We start from the raw sequence: 15,581 nt of genomic DNA, 5'->3' as shown, positions 1-15,581 counted from the left end.
CGTTCACCGCAACAAAATAGCGCGCAGTTGCCGGCGCGCCCTAAGAATCACTGATAGGAAACCAGCGTTGCACCATTTTCATGGCTGAAATCTGGCTTCACGCCAAGCATGGCCGCTGAACGCCTGATGATATTGCCGGCCATAACCCCAGCATTGTTGGCGGCGACGTCGGTCATCCCGGGCTTTTCCGGATGCGGGGCATCGGCGATCGTGAACACCAGATATTGCGGATCGTCCATCGGGAAGGCGGCGACGAAGGTGTTGAAATTCAACTCCTTCGAGTAACGGCCGTTGATGACCTTCTCGGCCGTTCCGGTCTTGCCGCCGACGCGGTAGCCGGGAACGCGGGCGTTTCTGGCCGAACCCTTCTCGGCGTTGAGCGAATAGAGGTAGCGCATGCCCTCGACGGTCTTTTCGGTAACCACTTTCTTGGCCGCCGCCATCGCGTCCTCCTGGCTGCGGACCAGGAATGTCGGCTGCATCAGGAAGCCGCCATTGACCAGCGCCGCGCAGCCGACAGCCGCTTGCAGCGGCGTCGTCGACACGCCATGGCCGAAGGCAATGGTGAACGAATTGACCTGCTTCCAGACTTTCGGCTCGGTCGGGCGGGCGACTTCGGGCAGTTCGGTCTGCATCTTCTCCAGAATGCCGAGGCGGTGCAGGAATTCGCGGTGCGCCTCGATGCCGACCAGCTCTGCCTCCCTGGCCGATCCGATGTTGGACGAATAGAGGAACACCTCCGGCAACGACAGCACACGGTTCTTGCCGTGGAAATCGTGAATGGCCTGGTGGCCGACGCGGATTGGATGCGAAGCGTCGAAGCGGCTCGACATCGTCGCCTTGCCGGAATCGAGCGCCATGGCCGAGGTGAAGCTTTTGAACGTCGAGCCCATTTCATAGAGCCCCGCCGACATCCGGTTGAGCCGGTCCTTGTCCTGCGCATTGTAGGGATTGTTCGGGTCGAAATCCGGCACCGAGGCCATGGCCACCACTTCGCCGGTCTTGACGTTGAGCACGACCGCGCCTGCGCCCATGGCGCGATAGCGTTCCAGGCCGGCGGCGATCTCGTCGCGCACCACATGCTGGACGCGCAGGTCGATCGAAAGCTTCACCGGCCTGAGATCCTTCGCCACCGCCAGGCCCGACGCCTGCAGGTCGCTCAAGCCCTGCTCATCGATATATTTCTCCATGCCGGAGATGCCCTGGTTGTCGATGTTGGTCAGGCCGACAACGTAGGACGAGGTTTCGCCGCTTGGATAGAAACGGCGCTTTTCGGTGCGGAAGCCAAAACCGGGAATGCCGAGCTGCATGATGTCGGCCTGCTGCTTGGGCGTCAGCTGCCGCTGCAGCCAGACGAAGCCGGCGCCGCTCTTCAGCTTGTGATAGGTCTGCTCGTAGTCGATTTCGGGCAGCACCGTCGACAGCTTCTCGATCGCCTCGTCGGCATCGACGATGCGGCGCGGCTCGGCGAACAGCGACGCCGTCTTGATGTCGGTGGCCAGCACTTCGCCGTTGCGGTCGACAATGTCGGGCCGCGAGGCGGTCACCCGGCTCTGCGGCCCGCCCGACAGGTCGGGTGTCTGGAAACCGAGATAGACCAGCCGCCCGGATATGGTCGAGAAGATGCCGAAGAACACGGCCATCGTCATCACGATGCGCGCCTTGCCCTTGCCGCCTGTCGCCTTGCGGGCGCCTTCGACCACGATCGATCTGTCCTCGCCCGTCCTGGCGCGCCTCACCGACGCGAAGCGCTTCAGCAGTTTGCCGATCATTGGGCGATGTCTCCGGTCACGACGGGATCCTTGTCGCCTGAAGGCGCCTTATCGGAATTGTCGGCCATCGCGCCCTGGCGCCCGTTCAGGATGTCCTGGATATCGAGGGCCTTGGCCGGCAGGTCGCCCAGGCCCACGATCTGGCGAGCACTGACCGGCTCCAGCGCGAGCTGCGATTTATAGAGTTCGGCCAGCTTCTGCAGGCGCGACGGCTGGGTGAGCAGGCTCCAGTCGGCCTTGAGCAGGTCGATCGTGTCCTCCTCGTAACGGATCTCGGCATGGATCTTCTGCACGGCCGCCAACTGGTCCTCGGCCTCGCGCTTGGCCTTGTAGGTCAGGGCGGCCGCCGAAACCATGACGGCGATCAGGACAATGTCGCTGGTACGAAACACGTGCTTACCTCTCCCCCGGCCGGTCGATGCCGGGAAGTTTTGGAAGGCCGAAAATCGAAAAATCGTCGCCGCGCGCCGGAGCCTCGGTGCGGATCGCGGCACGCAACCTGGCCGAGCGGGCGCGTGGGTTGGCCGCAACCTCGGCATCGCCTGCGGTCACCCCGCCACCAGCCTTGCGGAATGTCGCGGTGCGCGCCTGCGCCTCCGGCATGTGGCGCGAGCCGGTCATGGTGTCGGCGCGGTCGGCGATGAAGCGCTTGACGATGCGGTCTTCCAGCGAATGGAACGTCACCACGGCGAGCCGTCCACCAGGCTTCAGCGCGCGTTCGGCCGCGAACAGCGCCCTGGCCAGTTCGCCGAGCTCGTCATTGACGAAGATGCGCAGCGCCTGGAAGACGCGGGTCGCCGGATGGATCTTGTCCTTCGGCGCGCGTCCAATATGGGTTTCGATCGCATCGGCGAGTTCGAGCGTGCGCTCGAATGGGCGTTTTTCCCGGCGCGCCTCGATCATGCGGGCGATGCGGCCGGCGTGACGCTCTTCGCCGAGGAAGCCGAAGATGCGGGCAAGGTCGCCCGGCTTGAAACTGTTGACGACATCGGCAGCACTCAGGCCCGCCTGCGCCATGCGCATGTCGAGCGGTCCGTCGTTGCGGAAGGAAAAGCCGCGCTCGGCCTGGTCGAGCTGCATGGAGGAAACGCCTATGTCGAGCACGACGCCATCGACGCTTTCGACGTGCTCGTCGAGCGTCGAGAACGGCGCCTGCACCAGCTTCAGCCGGCCGCCGGATTGCGCCTCGAGGTCGCGGCCGGCCGCGATGGCATCCGGATCGCGGTCGATGGCAATCACGGACGCGCCTGCCGCCAGGATGGCCTTGGTGTAGCCGCCGGCGCCGAACGTGCCGTCGATGACGATGTCGCCCTCCGCCGGCGCCAGCGCTTCCAGCACTTCGCCAAGGAGGACCGGAATGTGGCGGACCGATCCGCCAACGGCGTTGATATCATCGCCGTGGCCCACCGTCATTCCGGTCGCTCCCCAGCCTTGGCCTCGTGAGCCTTCGTCCCCTGCCGAAGCTGCAAAAGCCTGGCCCGCGCCTGCGCGCCGTAGGTCGCAAGCCGTCCCGGCTCCCAGATCTGAAAGAAATTGCCGCGCCCGACAAAGGCCACCTCCGCGGAAATGCCGGCATGTTCGCGAATGAAATCGGTCATGGTGATGCGGCCGTCCTGGTCGAGCTTCAGGAACGCTCCGTCGCCATGGCAGAAGAACGACATGTCGTCCGCAGTCTGCAGGAACGGGTCTTCCCGCGCGATGCGTTGCTCGTAGCGATCGAGCAGATCGAGCCCGCCGACATCCATCGCCGGCAGGTCCAGGCACCGCAGCGCATAGAGTTCCGAATAGCCGCGCTTCTGCACCACGGCACGGAAATGCGCCGGAACGGACACCCGCCCCTTCGCATCGATCCTGCTCACCGTGTTCGACAGAAACCGGTTCATCACACGTTGCAGCCGCTTGCGCAACCGCACCCCTCTTCATCGTGTCGCACGCGCCACCGCAGCGCTGCGCCCGCCCCGCACCAACCTCGTCCACAGGGGCAAAAAACGGCAAACGCGCAGCCGCCGCGGCTGCCCGATTGGCGTACGCTTTACCCTGACGCGGAACGAAGGCTTTGATGTCGAAATGGGATACCATGGGGCACTATGGGCGTCAACGGGAATAGGGCTTCACAAACATGCGCATCACGGCTTTGACGGCACGTCTCGTCTTTATGGTCTATTAAGCCTAACGAACCGTTTAGAGCCTCGCTGGTCTAACTGGAGACGCCTTGCCGCGAGCCGCGGCCGGGCATAGCGTCTCCCCCATCTCACCGATCGCCAAGGGATTTGAAACTCGATGTCTGAAACTGCCAAATCGCGCGCTGCGGCCCTTCCCCATTTGCGTCGCAGCGGGTTTGCCATGGGCGATTCCATTCCCCTGCCACTGACTATGGCCGCCATCTTCCATGCACCGGGCGATGCCACCGGCTTCAACCAGTACGGCCGTTTCAGCAACCCGACCTGGGATGCCGTCGAACACATGTTGTCCCATTTGGAAGACGCGCCCTGCGTCGGCTTTCCCTCGGGAATGGCAGCGATCTCGGCGGCATTCTTTGCCGTGCTCAAGGCCGGCGACCATGTCCTGCTGCCTTCGGACGGTTATCACACCACCAGGGCGCTGGCTGATCGCTTCCTGCAACCGCTCGGTGTCTCCTACGATGTCCGGCCGACATCGACTTTCCTTGACGGCGGTTTTGCGGGCTACCGCCTGGCCTTCGTCGAAACGCCGGCCAATCCGGGGCTGGACATCTGCGATATCGCCGCTGTCGCCGAAGCCGTCCACAAGGCCGGCGCGCTGCTGGTGGTCGACAACACGACGATGACGCCCTTCGGCCAGCGCCCTCTCGATCACGGCGCCGATATCGTTGTCGCCGCCGACACCAAGGCACCCAATGGCCATTCCGACGTGCTGTTCGGACATGTTGCCAGCCGCAATGCGGATATCATCGCCGCCGTGACCGGCTGGCGCGAGGTCTCGGGCAGCATCCCCGGGCCGTTCGAAGCCTGGCTGGTGCATCGCGGCCTGGAAACATTGGATGTGCGCTTCGACCGCATGTGTTCGTCGGCGGAAGTGATCGCGCGGCGCCTGCAAGGCCATCGGGCGATCAACGGCCTGCGCTATCCCGGCCTCGAAGGCGATCCCTCGCACAATCTTGCCCGCGCCCAGATGGAGCGCTTCGGCTTCCTCATCTCCTTCGAACTCGCTTCCGAGCAGAAAGCCGAGGATTTCATCAACAATTGCGACCTGATGCAGGCCGCAACCTCCTTCGGCGGCGTCCACACCTCGGCCGAGCGGCGCTTGAAGCGAGGCGACGCGGTTCCGGCTGGCTTCGTTCGCCTATCGGTCGGTTGTGAGCCCGTGGAAGAACTCTGGAAGGCGATCGAGGCCTCGCTGGACAGGATCAGCGACTGACAAATCGACCACGAGCGGGTCAGCGTCTGATGGAATCGCTGAACCGCCCTAACTCCTTGTTTTACGCAATTACGCGATTCCGCAAAGCACTAGCGCTTCTCCTGGATTGCTTAGGAGCCGAGGTCATTGGCTTCGATGTTACGACGACCATGCAGCACGCGAAGAACTTCGATCGCATCACCGCCGACCCGGTACAAGGTGAGATATTCGCCGACAATCAGATGGCGGATACCCGGCGCAATGTCGTCGCGTGGCGCACCTGAGAAGGGATAAGTCGACAATTGCCGCCATCTTGCCGCTAAACGATCAAGCAACCGGTCCGCTGCTGCCTCGTTGTTGCCCGCAATATGAAGCCAGATCGCAACCAAATCCTCTTCCGCACGAGCGCTGCGGTCGATTGGCAGCAACTTCATGCCGCGTCGTCAGATCGCAGACGCCTGCGGGCCTCCGCCTTGATTTCGTCCATCGAGGCAAACCGACCAGGCCCGCTGTCGATCCCCTGCTGCACCAGCTTGCGCAGTTCCTCAACCGTGTAGCCCATCAGGTCGCGGCGGTCCTTCCATTGCCTCAACGCATCGCGGATCACCTCGCTCGCCGAGGCGTATTCTCCAGCCGCGACCACATCGTCGACCGCCTGAGCCAATTCCGGCGAAAGCGTGATGCTGCGTTTGTCGACCTGACCCATGATAGGCTCCTGATGATGAGCCGTGACGGTACGATTTAATCGCACCAATTTCAAGAAAGTCGGCGGATATCTCTGTCTTGCGGCGGGGCAAATCAGCCCCGTGCCTTTGAATCAGAAGCTGCGCCCATGGGCGTAACCTTCTGGCACCAAAGGCTTTATCCCAGATGTCGTGGAGAGGAACTGCCAGCTGGCCTGTAAGCCGGGTTTTGTATGGCCCTCGCCCCTTGCGAGGCGAGAACGTGGCGGCCATTCATCTTGGGCGCATGTTGCCATGCGCCTCACGCAACCTACCCGGACGGTGGGCCGGAAACAGCCCTCGAGGGTTCCCCCTCGCACCGCCCCTATTCGGTCTTGCTCCCGGTGGGGTTTACCGTGCCGCTCCTGTTGCCAGTCGCGCGGTGGGCTCTTACCCCACCCTTTCACCCTTACCCCGACAAAGTCGTGGCGGTTTGCTTTCTGTGGCACTTTCCCTGGGGTCGCCCCCGCCGGCCATTAACCGGCACCGTGTTTCCATGGAGCCCGGACTTTCCTCACCCGCGGCCTTTCGGCGTTTGCGGGTGCGGCCGCCCGGCCAGCTGGCAGGGCGTATAAAGGGGTTCACACCGCAAAACGCAACCGAAAAAGCCGTCGTGCCCGGTTCTTGTCAAGCCGGTGCGCCGACAGCCGCCAACTGGACCTTGACCTTGCTGCAATAGGCCGCCGAAACCGGGTTCATGCGGGTGGCGCCATGGCCGGCATTGTATTTCAGGATGGTGCCGCAGGTCGTGCCGCCGCCGAGGTCGCGCGCCATGGCGAGGTACTTCATGCCGTATTTGATGTTGGTGTCGGGATCGAACAGGCCCTTGGCCGACCCGCTGTAACCCATCATGCGCGCGGTTGCCGGCTTGATCTGCATCAGTCCGATCTCGCCGGCGCCGCCGACCATGTTCGGCCGGTAGTTGCTTTCGATCTTGATCACGGCCTGGGCCAGCGACACCGGAACCCCGTAGGTGGCCGCGTAGCGGCCGACAATCGCGGAATACTGGCCACCGCTCGTCACCGCCGCGGTCGCCGCAGCGAGGTTGCCGAGACCGATCGATGCTGTCGTCGTCATGTCCACGGTTTTGCGGCCGCGCTTTGTCTGCCTCTTGGCGGAGGATTTCCCTGCCCCGGTCTTACTTGCCTTGGTCCCACTTGCCTTGGCCCAGCTTGCCTTTTCCACTTTCGCGGAAACCTGCTTCGTCGTCTTGTTGCTTTTGGCCGAAATGGCCTTGCCTTTGGCGGATGCCGCGACGAGGCCCTGGTCGGCCCGTGGACTTAACGGCGCGGCGTCGGCCGCACTGAAGGCAAAACTCATTACCCCGGCAGCAAGAGCTGCCGTTAAAACGGTCAATTTCTGCATGTGATCCTGTTCTGTTGGGGCCACGCGAAGATCTTCGCGTGGCATCGCTTGATCAATATCGGAACACCCGGGGGGATGGACGTCCGACAAACTGTACGAAACGCCCTTTGAAGTCCGATTTGGCGCCAATGAAGGCGAGGCAAGTCACTTTCAGTGACAGTTTGTAACTTTATGACCAGCGAGGATTACTTGGACCCGCTCTTGACCTGAGGTCAATTCCTCGCGGAAGCAAGCAGTTTCTGCAGCGTGCGCATCGTCGAGCCGTCGGCGATTCCGTCGATCCGGCGCGGTCGAAAATGCCGTTGAAAGGCCTCAACGACAATTCGTGTCCGGTCGTCGAAAATGCCCGATATCTCGACGCCATAGCCATAAAGCGACAGCATCGACTGCAGCGTCTCCACATCGGCACCGCGGTCACCGGACTTCAGCGCGGCTCCGCGCCTGACGGGAGCGGCCGGCACGAGATGACCGACACCGGCCTTAAACAGCGCGGCCCATGGGAACTTCTCGCCGGGATCGATCTTGCGCCCCGGCGCCACGTCGGAGTGCGCCAACACCCGCTGGGGGGTGATCGCGTGCCGCGTGACAATCCCCTTGCACAGCTCGATGACCGCCGTGATCTGACGTTTCGGAAAGCCGGGATAGCCCAGTGAATGGCCGGGATTGACGATTTCGATGCCGATCGAGCAGGAATTGATGTCGGTGCGTCCGAACCAGGAACTCTGGCCGGCGTGCCACGCGCGATCGCTTTCCCGCACCATCTGCACGACGTGACCATTCTCATGGACGAGATAATGCGACGAGACTTCACTCGCCGGATCGCACAGCCAGGCTTCGGCCGCGGCCCCGGTAGCCATGCCCGTGTAGTGCAGCACAATCATGTCGGGCTTCTGCGAGTCGCGCCTTGGCCCGAAATTCGGCGATACCCTGACCTCGGCGCTCGGCTCGTCGGGCAGGAAGCCGCTCATGCGTGCCGCAGGCCCCGCTCGATCATCTCGTAGGCGGCGTTGATCGCCGCGACCCTGGTCGTCGCGATCTTGATGAATTCCTGCGGCAGCCCGCGCGCGATCAGCCGATCCGGGTGGTTGTCCGACACCAGCTTGCGATAGCGTTTCCTGACCTCCTCGAACGGCTTGCCCCGCTCGATGCCGAGGACGACATAGGGGTCGCCGGCACCAAGATTGACGTGCCGTGCCATGATCGATTCGTAATGCGTTTCGTCAATGCGGAAGATCTCGGCGATACGGTGCAGGAAGATGCCTTCGCGCTCATGCACCAACCCATCGGCCTTGGCGATGTGGAACAGGCCGTCGAGTATGTCTTCCAGCATCACGCAATTGGAGTGCCCGGAGCCGCAGAGCTGCGCCATGCGCTCGGCGTAGGTCTCGAAACCGGCGACGTCCCGCTGGGCCAGATCGAACAGCCGCGCGACGTTGCGCGTCTCCTTCGGCGGCACTTCGAAGATTTCCTGGAAGGCGCGCACCTCATCCTGGGTGACGATACCGTCGGCCTTGGCCATCTTGGCCGACAGCGCGATCATCGCCACCGAGAAGGCGACGCGGCGGCGCAGGTCGGCATCGCCGGAGAAAACCGTGCGCACAGCTTCGACCACGTCGGCGACGCCTGACGTGGTTGAAGACGAAACCCGCGTGATGAAGTCGCCGAGGCGGTCCCAAATCGACATGGCCAGCTTCATAGAGCCAACCGGTCCCCGCTATCAAGCCAATAACGGCCACTCTCTATCGGGTCCGTGGCCACCGACGATCCACGGTCCCGAGCGCGGTCTCCACGAGAAAGGCCGGCATGAAGCCGGCCTTCCTCCCAAGACACCTACTGCTTACAAACTACTGCGCGGGCGCAGGAGCGGGCGTTGCCGGAGCCGGCTCGGCAGGCTTGGTCGAATTATCGGCCGGGGCCGCGGGCTTCATCGGCTGCTCGGCAGCCGGCGGATTGGTGCTCTGCGTGGTGGTGTTGTCAGTGCCTGTGCCACTGTCGCTGCAGGCGGCAACGCCCAGCAGGGCCAGGGCGGACACCGAAGCAAGAATGAGCTTTTTCATTACGTCTCTCCTTCAACACACGTTCACGTTGCGGTGAACGGTCGAAGGAGAAATGCCCCGGACGGCCATGGGTTTCATAACGTTGCGTTTCCGCCTGTAACATCAATGGCATGCAGGCGACATTGCTGCCGGCGCTTAGGCGCTTTAACAACGATAACGGAAACGAAATACCGGAGACAGCCGCATGACCGCGAAATGGGATTTCTGGATCGATCGCGGCGGCACCTTCACCGATATTATTGGCCGTGACCCGCAAGGCGGGTTGCATCCTCGCAAATTGCTGTCGGAGAATCCTGAAGCCTATGCCGATGCGGCCATTCAGGGCATCCGCGACCTGCTCGACCTTGAAGCGACCGCCGCGATCCCGTCCAGCCTGATCGGCGACATCAAGATGGGCACGACCGTGGCCACCAACGCCCTTCTGGAGCGCAAGGGCGACCGCGTGTTGTTGCTCATCACCAAGGGGTTTCGCGATGCGTTAGGGATTGCGTACCAGGCGCGACCGGACATCTTCGCCAAGGAGATCATCCTTCCCGAACAGCTCTATGAGCGCGTCATCGAGGTCGACGAGCGTGTGCTCGCCGACGGCCGCGTCGAACGGCTGCTCGACATATCAGCCTGCCGGCCGGCCATAGAACAAGCGAAAGCCGATGGCATCGATGCGGTGGCGATCGTCTTCATGCATGCCTGGAAATATCCCGATCACGAGAAGGCGGTGGCCAAGGTCTGCCGCAAGCTTGGTTTCGGACAGGTCTCGGTCAGCCACGAGGTCTCGCCGCTGATCAAGCTGGTCGGCCGCGGCGACACCGCGGTGGTCGACGCCTATCTGTCGCCGATCCTGTCGCGCTATGTGCAAAGGGTGGCGGGAGAACTGGGGGTGGCGGGAGAACCGGGTGCGGCGGGAAAAAACAACGAATCCCCTCGCCTGATGTTCATGATGTCTTCTGGCGGGCTCACCGCCGCCGACATGTTCCAGGGCAAGGACGCATTGCTGTCGGGCCCGGCCGGCGGCGTGGTCGGCATGGTCGAGACGGCGAAGCTCGCCGGTTTCGACAAGGTCATCGGCTTCGACATGGGCGGTACGTCCACCGACGTCGCCCACTATGACGGCGAGTATGAACGGGCCTTCGACACGGAAGTCGCCGGTGTGCGCGTCCGCGCGCCGATGATGCGCATCCACACGGTCGCCGCCGGCGGCGGCTCGATCCTGCACTACGAGGCCGGGCGTTTCCGCGTCGGACCGGACTCCGCGGGCGCCAATCCCGGCCCCGCCGCCTACCGGCGCGGCGGCCCGTTGGCGGTGACCGATGCCAATGTGATGCTCGGCAAGCTGCAGCCCGACTTCTTCCCGTCGATCTTCGGTTCCAGCCAGGACGCGCCGCTCGACGCGGAAACCGTGCGTGCGAAATTCGCGGCACTTTCCACCGAGATCGGCGATGGCCGGCCGCCCGAATCGGTCGCCGAGGGCTTCGTCACCATCGCGGTCGAGAACATGGCCAATGCGATCAAGAAGATTTCCGTGCAGCGCGGCTACGACGTCACCGAATACCTCCTGAACTGCTTCGGCGGCGCCGGCGGACAGCACGCGTGCCTGGTCGCGGACGCGCTTGGCATGGAGGCCGTGCTGATCCATCCCTTCTCCGGCCTGCTTTCGGCCTATGGCATCGGCTTGGCCTCGGTGTTCGCCTCGCGCCAGCAGGCGCTGCTCAAGCCGCTCGCCGAAGAGTCCAGAACGGAGATTGGCGGCCTCGTCGCCACCTTGAAAAAGGCCGTTATCGCGGAGCTGGCGGCGCAAGGCATCGCCGAGGACGCGGTTGCCACCAGGCCGGTGCTGCACATTCGCTATGACGGCACCGATACGACGCTGCCGGTAAATTTTGAGAACGACTCGATTTTCCAGGCAAAGCGCGATTTCGAAATCGCCCACAAAGCGCAATTCGGTTTCGTCTATGACGACAAGCCGATGGTGGTCGAGACCGTCGGCGTCGAGGGCACCGAAACCGGCCAGACCAGCGCCGAGGCCCATGCGCCTGCCGGACCGGCAAGGGTCCATCCAGCCGCTTCCGAGACCCGGCTAATCTTCACGGAAGGCCAGTGGCATGAAGCTGGCGCCTACCGTCGCGAGACCCTCGGACCGTCCAATCTGGTCGCCGGCCCCGCCTTGATCATCGAGCCAAACCAGACCATCGTCGTCGAGCCGGGCTGGCGGGCCGAAATCACCAACCTCAATCACGTCGTTATACGCCGCACGGAAAAGAAAGCGCGCGCCGCTGCCCTGGGCACGCAAGCCGATCCGGTGATGCTCGAAGTCTTCAACAATCTCTTCATGTCGATCGCCGAGCAGATGGGCGTGACGCTGCAGAACACCGCCTATTCCGTCAACATCAAGGAAAGGCTGGATTTTTCCTGCGCTGTCTTCGACCACACCGGGGCGCTGGTTGCCAATGCGCCGCACATGCCGGTGCATCTCGGCTCCATGGACCGTTCGGTCGAAACCATTATCCGGCTCAACTCCGGCGACATCCATCCCGGCGACGTCTTTGCCTTGAATGCCCCCTATAATGGCGGCACGCATCTGCCCGACATCACCGTGGTGACACCGGTGTTCGACGACATCAGGAAAAACATCCTCTTCTGGGCGGCCTCGCGCGGCCACCATGCCGACATTGGCGGCACCGCCCCGGGCTCGATGACGCCGCTCGCCACCACGGTCGACGAGGAAGGCGTTCTGTTCGACAATTTCCGCATCGTCGACGGCGGAAAATTCCGCGAGACGGAGTTGCATACGCTGCTCACCGATCATCGCTACCCCGCCCGCAACCCGCACCAGAACATCGCCGATCTCAAGGCACAGATTGCCGCCAACGAGAAGGGTGTCGCCGAACTGCGCAAGATGGTCTCCCATTTCGGACTTGATGTCGTCGAGGCCTATATGGGCCATGTCCAGGACAATGCCGCCGAGAGCGTGCGCCGGGTGCTGGAGCGGCTGCCGGACACGTCGGAATATGAATATCCGACCGATACCGGCCAGGTCATCAAGGTGAAGATCACGGTCGATCGCCAAAAGCGCGAGGCGACCGTCGACTTCACCGGCACGTCGCCTGTCATGAAGAACAATTTCAACGCCCCTGAGCCGGTGGCGCGCGCGGCCGTGCTCTACGCCTTCCGCGTCATGGTCGAGGACATGATCCCGATGAATGCCGGCTGCCTCAGGCCGATCAACATCGTCATTCCCGACGGCTGCATGCTGAAGCCCGCCTATCCTGCCGCCGTCGTCGCCGGCAATGTCGAGACCTCGCAGCACGTAACCAATGCGCTGTTCGGCGCCATGGGCGCGATGGCCAATGCGCAGGGCACGATGAACAACCTGACTTTCGGCAACAAGAAGTACCAATATTACGAGACCATCTGTTCCGGCTCGCCGGCCGGCCATATGAACTCCGGCCGCGGCTTTGCCGGCACCTCCGGCGTGCACACCCATATGACCAATTCGCGCCTAACCGATCCGGAGGTGCTTGAACTGCGCTTTCCCGTCGTGCTGGAGGATTTTCACATCCGCGAAGGCTCGGGCGGCAAGGGCAAATGGAACGCCGGCGACGGCACCAAACGCACCATCCGCTTCCTCGAGAAAATGGAATGCGCGATCCTGTCCTCGCACCGCAACCGCCCGCCACGGGGGCTGGATGGCGGCGGCGACGGCGAAGTCGGCTCGACCAAGGTCCGCCGCAACGACGGCACGGTCGACGTGCTGAAGGCCTGCGACCAGACCGTTCTCGACGCTGGCGAGGCCGTCATCGTGACGACGCCGACGCCGGGCGGGTTTGGCAAGCTGTAAGAGAGACGTCAACAGGCTGTCACCGGCCTGTCATGACCCTGCGATACCCGCTTGCGGCAAAGCAAATGGGGAATCACTTTGCCATGACGGACGTCTCCTCGGACCTGGTTTTTCGCCGCGGCAAGGAAGTTGGAAAAGCCGTCTACCAGAACCGCGCGCTTTCGAAAGCTGGCATTTCCGAGCGGCTGTTCGCCTTCCTGTTTTCCGGCCTTGTCTATCCGCAGATCTGGGAAGATCCTGACGTCGACATGGACGCGATGCAACTTGGCCAGGGTCATCGCGTCGTCACCATCGCTTCCGGCGGCTGCAACATCCTGGCCTACCTTACCCGTTCGCCGGCACGGATCGACGCTGTCGACCTCAACGCCGCTCACATCGCGCTGAACCGCATGAAGCTTGAGGCAGTCCGCCATCTGCCTTCGCAGAGCGACCTGTTCCGCTTCTTCGGCGCCGCCGACACCAGCCACAATTCGGAAGCCTACGACCGTTTCATCGCGCCGCATCTCGACCCGGTCAGCCGCCACTATTGGGAACACCGCAACTGGCGCGGCCGCCGGCGTATTGGTGTCTTCGACCGCAATTTCTACCAGACCGGCCTGCTCGGCCTGTTCATCGCCATGGGCCACCGCACGGCGAAATTGTTCGGCGTCAACCCGGCCCGCATGATGGAAGCCAGGAATATCGGCGAACAGCGCCGCTTCTTCAACGAGGAGCTGGCGCCGGTCTTCGACAGGAAGCTTCTGAAATGGGCGACCTCGCGAAAAGCCTCGCTGTTCGGTCTCGGCATTCCGCCGGCGCAGTATGATTCGCTGATCACCTCCGGCGACGGCACCATGGCCAGCGTGCTTAAGGCCCGCTTGGAAAAGCTTGCCTGCGACTTCCCCTTGGAAAACAATTACTTCGCCTGGCAGGCCTTTGCTCGCCGCTACCCGGAACCAGGCGAGGCCGCCCTGCCCGCCTATCTGGAAAAGCACAATTACGAGACCATCCGCGGCAATGTCGACCGCGTCGCCATCCATCACGCCAACCTGATCGAATTCCTCGCCGGCAAGGATGCCGGCGCCGTCGACCGCTTCATCCTGCTCGACGCGCAGGACTGGATGACCGATGACCAGCTCAATGCACTGTGGTCGGAAATCACCCGCTCCGCCTCCACTGGGGCGCGCGTCATTTTCCGCACCGCTGCCGAGCCCAGCCTGCTGCCGGGCCGCGTTTCCACCTCGCTTCTCGACCAGTGGGATTACCAGAACGAGGCCTCGCGCGAATTCTCGGCCCGCGACCGCTCGGCCATCTATGGCGGCTTCCACCTCTATGTGAAGCGCGCGGCATGAGCACGACGGAGCTGCCGGCCAGCCACGCCGAACTGATGGACGGCGTCTACCGCTGGCAGCGCCACATCTACGACCTGACCCGCAAATACTACCTGCTCGGCCGCGACAAGCTGATATCGGGACTGGACGTGCCATCGGGCGGCACCGTACTGGAACTCGGCTGCGGCACCGGCCGCAACATCATCCTCGCCGCCCGCGCCTATCCAGACGCGCGCTTCTTCGGCCTCGATATTTCGGCCGAAATGCTGGAGACGGCAGGCGCCGCGGTTGCCCGCGAAGGCCTCTCTGATCGCGTCATGCTGGCAAGGGGCGATGCCACGGATTTCAACGCGAAGGCGCTGTTTGGCCAAGGCAGCTTCGACCGCGTCTTCGTATCCTATTCGCTGTCGATGATCCCGGGCTGGGAGAAGACGGTATCGGCAGCACTTGCCGCGCTGGCCCCGATGGGCTCGCTGCACGTCGTCGATTTCGGCCAGCAGGAAGGTCTGCCAGGCTGGTTCCGCACCTTGCTGCGCGGCTGGCTGAAAAAATTCCACGTCACGCCGCGTGAATCCCTGCGCGACGTTCTGGAATCGGAAGCCGAGCGAACCGGCGCAACCTTCCGTTTCCGCACGCTTTATCACGGTTATTCCTGGCTGGCTGTGATCAAGCTCGGCATCTGACATCGCAGACAAAACAGCCGTAGAACCCGGCGCGCTTTCGCCATCGGCGGCCCAACGCTCCAATTCCAAGGTCAATCCGGTGAACGCGATCAGCAGGGTTCGCCCTTCGCGATTGCAGAATGACCCAAAGGGTGGTACATTATCTCCATGCTGGAGATAGAAAGTGATCGTCGGGTTTCGGGGACGGATGGCTGCGAGCCTTTTTCGTGGAAGACATCCATTCCCGCAACATTCCGTCCGATCTTGAAGGCCGGTTGTTCCGCAAGCTCCAGATGATCGATGACGCGACGACCGATCAGGATTTGCGCGTACCGCCGAGCAATCATTTCGAAAAGTTGCGTGGTAGTCTCGATGGCTTCCACTCAATCCGCGTCAACAACCAATGGCGGCTGATCTTTCGGTGGAATGGCGGCCGTGGTGAAGCGTCGGATATCCATCTCGACGATCATAGCTACAGATGAG

At 62.9% G+C, this 15,581-nt stretch carries 14 protein-coding genes, 1 other RNA gene and 1 pseudogene; 5 read left to right on the top strand and 11 right to left on the bottom strand.

Going from position 1 to position 15,581, the window contains the following annotated elements; translation table 11 throughout:
• Window positions 1-47: 47 nt before the first annotated feature.
• Genes MESAU_RS16625 through mraZ form a run of 4 tightly spaced genes read right to left on the bottom strand, consistent with a single transcriptional unit; the run spans window position 48 to window position 3,655 of the window.
• Window positions 48-1,772: a peptidoglycan D,D-transpeptidase FtsI family protein gene (locus MESAU_RS16625; RefSeq protein WP_015317204.1), complete on the bottom strand. Its 1,725-nt coding sequence runs from the start codon at window positions 1,770-1,772 to the stop codon at window positions 48-50.
• Window positions 1,769-2,164, bottom strand: a complete 396-nt coding sequence (gene ftsL, locus MESAU_RS16620) for a cell division protein FtsL (protein WP_015317203.1) — start codon at window positions 2,162-2,164, stop codon at window positions 1,769-1,771. Before ftsL ends, MESAU_RS16625 begins: the two co-directional genes overlap by 4 nt.
• A 4-nt stretch (window positions 2,165-2,168) precedes the next feature.
• Window positions 2,169-3,185, bottom strand: coding sequence for a 16S rRNA (cytosine(1402)-N(4))-methyltransferase RsmH (gene rsmH, locus MESAU_RS16615; protein ID WP_015317202.1), 1,017 nt, complete (start codon window positions 3,183-3,185; stop codon window positions 2,169-2,171).
• Window positions 3,182-3,655: a division/cell wall cluster transcriptional repressor MraZ gene (gene mraZ / locus MESAU_RS16610; protein ID WP_015317201.1), complete on the bottom strand. Its 474-nt coding sequence runs from the start codon at window positions 3,653-3,655 to the stop codon at window positions 3,182-3,184. Before mraZ ends, rsmH begins: the two co-directional genes overlap by 4 nt.
• Before the next feature lie 397 nt (window positions 3,656-4,052).
• Between mraZ and MESAU_RS16605 the strand changes: the two genes are divergently transcribed.
• Window positions 4,053-5,168, top strand: a complete 1,116-nt coding sequence (locus tag MESAU_RS16605) for a cystathionine gamma-lyase (RefSeq protein WP_015317200.1) — start codon at window positions 4,053-4,055, stop codon at window positions 5,166-5,168.
• A 110-nt stretch (window positions 5,169-5,278) separates the two neighbouring features.
• On the opposite strand, the gene MESAU_RS16600 is transcribed toward MESAU_RS16605, so the two are convergent.
• From MESAU_RS16600 to MESAU_RS16575, 7 genes are all read right to left on the bottom strand, one after another.
• Window positions 5,279-5,581: a type II toxin-antitoxin system RelE/ParE family toxin gene (locus MESAU_RS16600; RefSeq protein WP_015317199.1), complete on the bottom strand. Its 303-nt coding sequence runs from the start codon at window positions 5,579-5,581 to the stop codon at window positions 5,279-5,281.
• On the bottom strand, window positions 5,578-5,853 hold the full coding sequence (locus MESAU_RS16595; RefSeq protein ID WP_015317198.1) for a type II toxin-antitoxin system ParD family antitoxin: 276 nt from the start codon (window positions 5,851-5,853) through the stop codon (window positions 5,578-5,580). Before MESAU_RS16595 ends, MESAU_RS16600 begins: the two co-directional genes overlap by 4 nt.
• Window positions 5,854-6,032: 179 nt before the next feature.
• An RNA gene (gene rnpB, locus MESAU_RS29715) (RNase P RNA component class A) lies at window positions 6,033-6,432 on the bottom strand.
• A 64-nt stretch (window positions 6,433-6,496) separates the two neighbouring features.
• Window positions 6,497-7,234: a lytic transglycosylase domain-containing protein gene (locus MESAU_RS16590; RefSeq protein ID WP_015317197.1), complete on the bottom strand. Its 738-nt coding sequence runs from the start codon at window positions 7,232-7,234 to the stop codon at window positions 6,497-6,499.
• Window positions 7,235-7,446: 212 nt separating this feature from the next.
• Window positions 7,447-8,202 carry an N-acetylmuramoyl-L-alanine amidase gene (locus MESAU_RS16585; RefSeq protein WP_015317196.1) on the bottom strand — a complete coding sequence of 252 codons (756 nt, stop codon included), beginning with the start codon at window positions 8,200-8,202 and terminating at the stop codon, window positions 7,447-7,449.
• Window positions 8,199-8,918 carry a J domain-containing protein gene (locus MESAU_RS16580; protein ID WP_041163805.1) on the bottom strand — a complete coding sequence of 240 codons (720 nt, stop codon included), beginning with the start codon at window positions 8,916-8,918 and terminating at the stop codon, window positions 8,199-8,201. Before MESAU_RS16580 ends, MESAU_RS16585 begins: the two co-directional genes overlap by 4 nt.
• A gap of 160 nt (window positions 8,919-9,078) precedes the next feature.
• Window positions 9,079-9,291, bottom strand: a complete 213-nt coding sequence (locus MESAU_RS16575) for a hypothetical protein (protein WP_015317194.1) — start codon at window positions 9,289-9,291, stop codon at window positions 9,079-9,081.
• A gap of 184 nt (window positions 9,292-9,475) precedes the next feature.
• On the opposite strand from MESAU_RS16575, the gene MESAU_RS16570 reads away from it, so the two are divergent.
• The 4 genes and pseudogenes from MESAU_RS16570 to MESAU_RS16555 form a co-directional block, all read left to right on the top strand.
• A complete protein-coding gene (locus MESAU_RS16570; RefSeq protein WP_015317193.1) occupies window positions 9,476-13,126 on the top strand; it encodes a hydantoinase B/oxoprolinase family protein in 3,651 nt (1,216 codons plus the stop codon).
• A gap of 32 nt (window positions 13,127-13,158) precedes the next feature.
• Window positions 13,159-14,457, top strand: coding sequence for a BtaA family protein (locus MESAU_RS16565; protein WP_041163423.1), 1,299 nt, complete (start codon window positions 13,159-13,161; stop codon window positions 14,455-14,457).
• Window positions 14,454-15,119: a class I SAM-dependent methyltransferase gene (locus MESAU_RS16560; protein ID WP_015317191.1), complete on the top strand. Its 666-nt coding sequence runs from the start codon at window positions 14,454-14,456 to the stop codon at window positions 15,117-15,119. The genes MESAU_RS16565 and MESAU_RS16560 overlap by 4 nt, the downstream gene beginning before the upstream one ends.
• A gap of 173 nt (window positions 15,120-15,292) precedes the next feature.
• Window positions 15,293-15,580, top strand: a pseudogene (locus MESAU_RS16555) (type II toxin-antitoxin system RelE/ParE family toxin); the annotation flags it as partial.
• Window position 15,581: the final 1 nt, after the last annotated feature.

Origin of the sequence: Mesorhizobium australicum WSM2073 (assembly GCF_000230995.2) — a bacterium.
Classification (GTDB): Bacteria; Pseudomonadota; Alphaproteobacteria; order Rhizobiales; family Rhizobiaceae; genus Mesorhizobium; species Mesorhizobium australicum.
Note: the sequence above shows the minus strand (reverse complement) of the source record. Positions and strands in the feature narration are given on the sequence as shown.